Here is a 4411-nt window from a genome sequence, read left to right on the forward strand (position 1 = left end):
AACTAAAAGACCGCATCCACTCTTGTCCTCATTGTGGTTATGTAGCTGACAGAGATGTAAATGCGGCGATCAATATATTGAATTTGGCGGTGGGGCATCCCGTCACAAGTAAAGCTTACCGAGTAACCGAAGGGATACCTGGTGTTGGTAAGAAGCCCACACTGTAATCTTTGATGAGCGTGTGGGAGTATGTCACGCAAATTCTTAAGGGGGTCAACTAGAAATGGATCAAGTTGGCGACTCAAGTTAACCGGTACATTAGAATCGATCGGGAAGAAGCGACGCCAGTCAATCACCCAATCACTGGGAATAGGAACGATTTGACCGGATTGAGCAGTGAATAAAAACAGCAGTTGTAAGGTTGCAGGAGTTACCCCACCAGGACGAGAAGTAAACACTCGATTGTAGTCATAATCCGCACGGATCATGCTGTGTCCGAGACGATAAGCTGCTACAGAGAATTCCACAGGCATGAACGGATCCTGACCAAACTTGAAGAAGCGCCGACCGCCTTCAAGTACTTCTATTAGCTGCTTCTGGTCAATGACGCGAGACAAGAAATCGAACAGTACAATCCACTGATAGTGCCAAACTACCAATTCTCGGGCTGCCTCAAAGGTAGACTTGCCCATGATAGAGTCTGCTTGAATGCTGCCATCACGGATGCCCTCAACTATCTTGTTGTGAAACTTCAGGAAAGCTAGGTGGGTCTGGGCAACAATTAAATTTTCATCATTACGGGGGTCACCAATGATGGCCAGAGTACTAGGAGAACGAGGCAAATCGTTGGGCAATTCTGTGGGAATAGACGAATCGCCACCACCAGGTCGTTGGTTGGTTTTGCCAATTAAAAACAGATCTGAGTCATCGATTTGGTAGAGATAGGGTTGAACATCAGGACCAGAACCATACAGACTATCAAGATCCAGCTTTGGCGTGCGAAAATTTTTCACCGCCAAGGGGTCAACCATCATATCTCCGAGAGCAGTGGTATCGAAGGTAATGTCATGATCGATGAATTGACCCAAATAAGTGTAACCAGCAGGTACATTGATATTATCGCCCTTTGGATTATTAGGGTCAGTATCATTCATGGCGTTCCCCAGCTGAGTCAAACCCTCTTCTGAAGGGGTGAAAGCAGGTAGATTAGGAAACATTCTGCCAAACTTACCTGTGGGGGCAAATTCACTGGGGGGTTGATGTTCACCCTTGCGAGGACCAAATCCATGGCGTCTTAACATAATTCTGCTGCTTTTATAGCTGTTTTTGTGGTTTATATATCCACTATGAGCTAAGCAACTGATTGATAACAGTACCCTCGAGGGTGAAATTTTTGGCAAGGATATGTTGTATAGTGCTACGGGCAAGTCAGACCTCAGAAGTCAGTCTAAAGAAGGTGGGCAGTGCATCAAACCGACCAGATCAGCTCGGCTTTGGGCGTTACTACAGCAACTAGTTCCCATGGATAAGGTCTAAACTGGGTTGTTAATGACTGCTATATCGGTGCCTGTTTCATCGTAATCATCCACTAAAACCATTAGGAGCAACTTATGAGCGTTGTGGCTGCCAGAAAATACCCTGATAAACTAGTTTTTGCCTCCGATAGCATTCGGCTGTCAGGATACCTCAAGCAAACTCACCGTGTGACTGGGGATGAGTGGGGCAAGCTATTTGAAATCAATAACATGATTATTGGCGGCGTCGGTTATACTATGGAATTGAGTTTCATGCAAATATTTGCCAGAAACCATTCTCCAGCCGCTCCTACCGTTGAGGCTGTTCTCGATTTTATTGTGGAATTTTATAGTTGGGCAAAGGATAAAGACGATACCTTTGGTCGCAGGAATGAATATTTGTTAGCAGTAGAAAGGGATATTTTTTGTATAAGTGATGGCTATCTTGTGGATAAAATTAATGAATTTGGTGCCATTGGTGCTGGACAAGATTATGCTCTGACCGCAATGTACTTAGATAAAACCCCTGAAGAAGCAGTAGCGATTGCTAATGAGCTTTGCGTGTATTGCTCTCCTCCCATTAATGTGATTACTAAGGAAATCAGCGACATCTGACTTGGGTATAGTGCTGAGTACTAAGCTTTTTTGACGGTTGACGGTTAGCTTTGACACTCCCCGCTTTAAAAAGACGGGGATTCCTAGATCTGCGACCGGCCTTAAACCTCCGTGTCCAAATGGCAATATCTAAACCTGAATCCCGTCAAGACCAAGATTCTAGTCAGTTCACGAAAGACCCAGCGGGCTAGTCTCCTTAGGCGTTTAGTTACTTTTTGAAAAGTGCCTTATAAAATCCGTTACTTTCCCGTTTCACTTAGTTTCGGCGTGCCCCGCCGTACTTTTTTATCTCAAGTTGTGATCTTGCTGGGTTCACACACCAATTGTTGGTTGATGATTGGGTTTTTAAGGAGGATTTTCCCTACCCTCCGGGCATTGTTACAGTCGATGTCCCCTATTAAGGGAAGCACCTCTGCTTCAGAACCGTACGTGAAGTTTTCGCCTCATACGGCTCCTAGATATCCTATCCTTTCGGGTTGCTCCAATGTAGTTGTTGGTGACAGCTTTGATGTACTGCCACTAGGTTCTTAGGTTTCCAATTGTCGTGGTTTCCATCGACGTGATGAAGGTGTACAGATTCGTCCTCTAAGAACTTTAGTCCACAATGTCCACAGGAATGGCGTTGTCTTTGTAAAGCTTTAGATGTAGCATCGGAGTATAACCTTGAGTTTCGGTTACTCCAATAGACTAGGTCGCCGTCGTAGGGTGACTTAGTCCCCTTTACGTTTACGTGTTGGTTTTGTTTGTATCCTACCTTAGGGAATCCCTTTTTACATAATTCTGTGGCTTTATACCGGCTTATCTTTTTTTCTTTTCGGAATTTTCGATTTGCGGTTTTTGCCATGAACCATAGGGAGTCGCGGGAACTGCTCATATCGCAGCTACTGTGGTAGTTTCTCCATCCGCGAACGATTGGGGCTAGTTTCTGTGCTTTTATTTGAGCACCATAATTCGAGTTGTTGACTACGGCTTTAATCTTCTTCCGTATGTTCCGGTGGTTTTCCTCTGAGGGAATTGACCGGAATTTTCCGTTTTTCTGAACGCGGAAGTTCCACCCCAGGAAGTCAAATCCGTCTGTCGTTTTAGTCAGCTTGGTCTTTTCTTCACTGATTTCCATCCCACGCTCTGCTAAGAAGGCTTTGACTTTGTCTAGTATCTTCTTCGCGTTATCTTTTGGCTTGAGAATGAACACCATATCGTCGGCGTAGCGCAGACTTGGGTGTATATCTTCTATTCCATTAAGTGCCACATTTGCTAATAGCGGACTGACTACTCCCCCTTGAGGGGTACCATGTTCCGGGAATTCTGGGCTTACCCCTGATTTTAGACATCTGAATATCCCTTGTTTTATTTGCTTTGGGGCTATCAGTTGGTCCATTATACAGGAGTGGGATATACGGTCAAAACATTTTTTGATGTCTAATTCAATGATTCGCTTTTCTATACCGTTGCAACTTGATTTCAGATGTAGTTGTAGGCGTTTTTGCACGTCTTGTGCGCATCTGCCTGTTCTGAACCCGTAGCTGTCGGCACTGAACGTAGCCTCGTGGGCGGGTTCTAGGGCGAATTTGATTAGACATTGCCATGCTCTGTCGGCTATGGTTGGTATTTTCAACATCCGGGTTTTCCCGTTCTTCTTAGGGATTGGGATTTCCCGTAATCCACTATGCTTCCAGTCGTGGGCATAGTGTTTCAATGTTTCAACCAGTTCCATGCGTTCTCTGTAGTTGAGGCTTGACAAACCATCAACTCCAGCCGTTTTCTTGCCCTTGTTGAGTTGTGTCACTTGACGGGCGGCCAAAAATTGAGCTGAACGGGATTTCAGAATCAGTTTCTGTAATGACCGGGCTTTTTTCAAGTCCCCATCTCGAACCGCTTTGTACACTCTCTTCTGTAGGCGGAAAAGGTTTTGGCGGAGTTTCTTCCACTTTTGGCTCTTCCAGAGGTCACTATGTTTTGACATGTGTCTACCTATGCTCTCAGGCGAGTTTGTGTATTCTGGATACCCGCAGCCAGTTGTTTGACTGCATCCTACCCGACAGTAGGGATTAGGTCTGGCATGACTTACTGAGGTTCGACTACTCCTCAGACCTATGTTTTGCTGTCGTTTTTACTCGTTCCGTTTATCAGATTGTTATGACGATTTAGGGCAGTCCAATTAGCCTATCCTCTTCTCGGAGATTACGATTACCAGAAGAAAGGCATCGTGAGAATGTAGGGGATAAAGTCTCGCATCATGTGGTTCCCAGATTGCGGCTTCCTTATCAGACTCTTTTCAAGGACTTTCGTTAATCTACCCATGTCGTCTCCCTTTTAGCGGCAGTGTGGCTAATCTGTTTCAC

The 4411-nt window shown here is 45.1% G+C and carries 3 protein-coding genes and 1 pseudogene; 2 read left to right on the forward strand and 2 right to left on the reverse strand.

The genetic code is table 11. The features are described from left to right. A partial coding sequence (locus F6J99_RS42440; protein WP_365974611.1) for a zinc ribbon domain-containing protein occupies positions 1-167 on the forward strand: 167 nt, incomplete at its 5' end. Positions 168-416: 249 nt separating this feature from the next. On the opposite strand, the pseudogene F6J99_RS42445 reads toward F6J99_RS42440, so the two are convergent. After that, positions 417-1241: pseudogene (locus F6J99_RS42445) on the reverse strand (peroxidase family protein); the annotation flags it as partial. A gap of 309 nt (positions 1242-1550) precedes the next feature. Between F6J99_RS42445 and F6J99_RS42450 the strand changes: the two are divergent. After that, positions 1551-2069: a hypothetical protein gene (locus tag F6J99_RS42450; RefSeq protein ID WP_070393935.1), complete on the forward strand. Its 519-nt coding sequence runs from the start codon at positions 1551-1553 to the stop codon at positions 2067-2069. A gap of 463 nt (positions 2070-2532) precedes the next feature. On the opposite strand, the gene F6J99_RS42455 is transcribed toward F6J99_RS42450, so the two are convergent. Further along, positions 2533-4032, reverse strand: a complete 1500-nt coding sequence (locus F6J99_RS42455) for a reverse transcriptase domain-containing protein (RefSeq protein ID WP_293122803.1) — start codon at positions 4030-4032, stop codon at positions 2533-2535. Between the last annotated feature and the right edge of the window lie 379 nt (positions 4033-4411).

This window comes from Moorena sp. SIO4G3, assembly GCF_010692305.1.
Classification (GTDB): domain Bacteria; phylum Cyanobacteriota; class Cyanobacteriia; order Cyanobacteriales; family Coleofasciculaceae; genus Moorena; species Moorena producens_A.

Coding starts and splice junctions, on each gene's coding strand:
- F6J99_RS42450 (WP_070393935.1), top strand. CDS start 1,551: ATGAGCGTTGTGGCTGCCAGAAAATACCCTGATAAACTAGTTTTTGCC.
- F6J99_RS42455 (WP_293122803.1), bottom strand. CDS start 4,032: ATGTCAAAACATAGTGACCTCTGGAAGAGCCAAAAGTGGAAGAAACTC.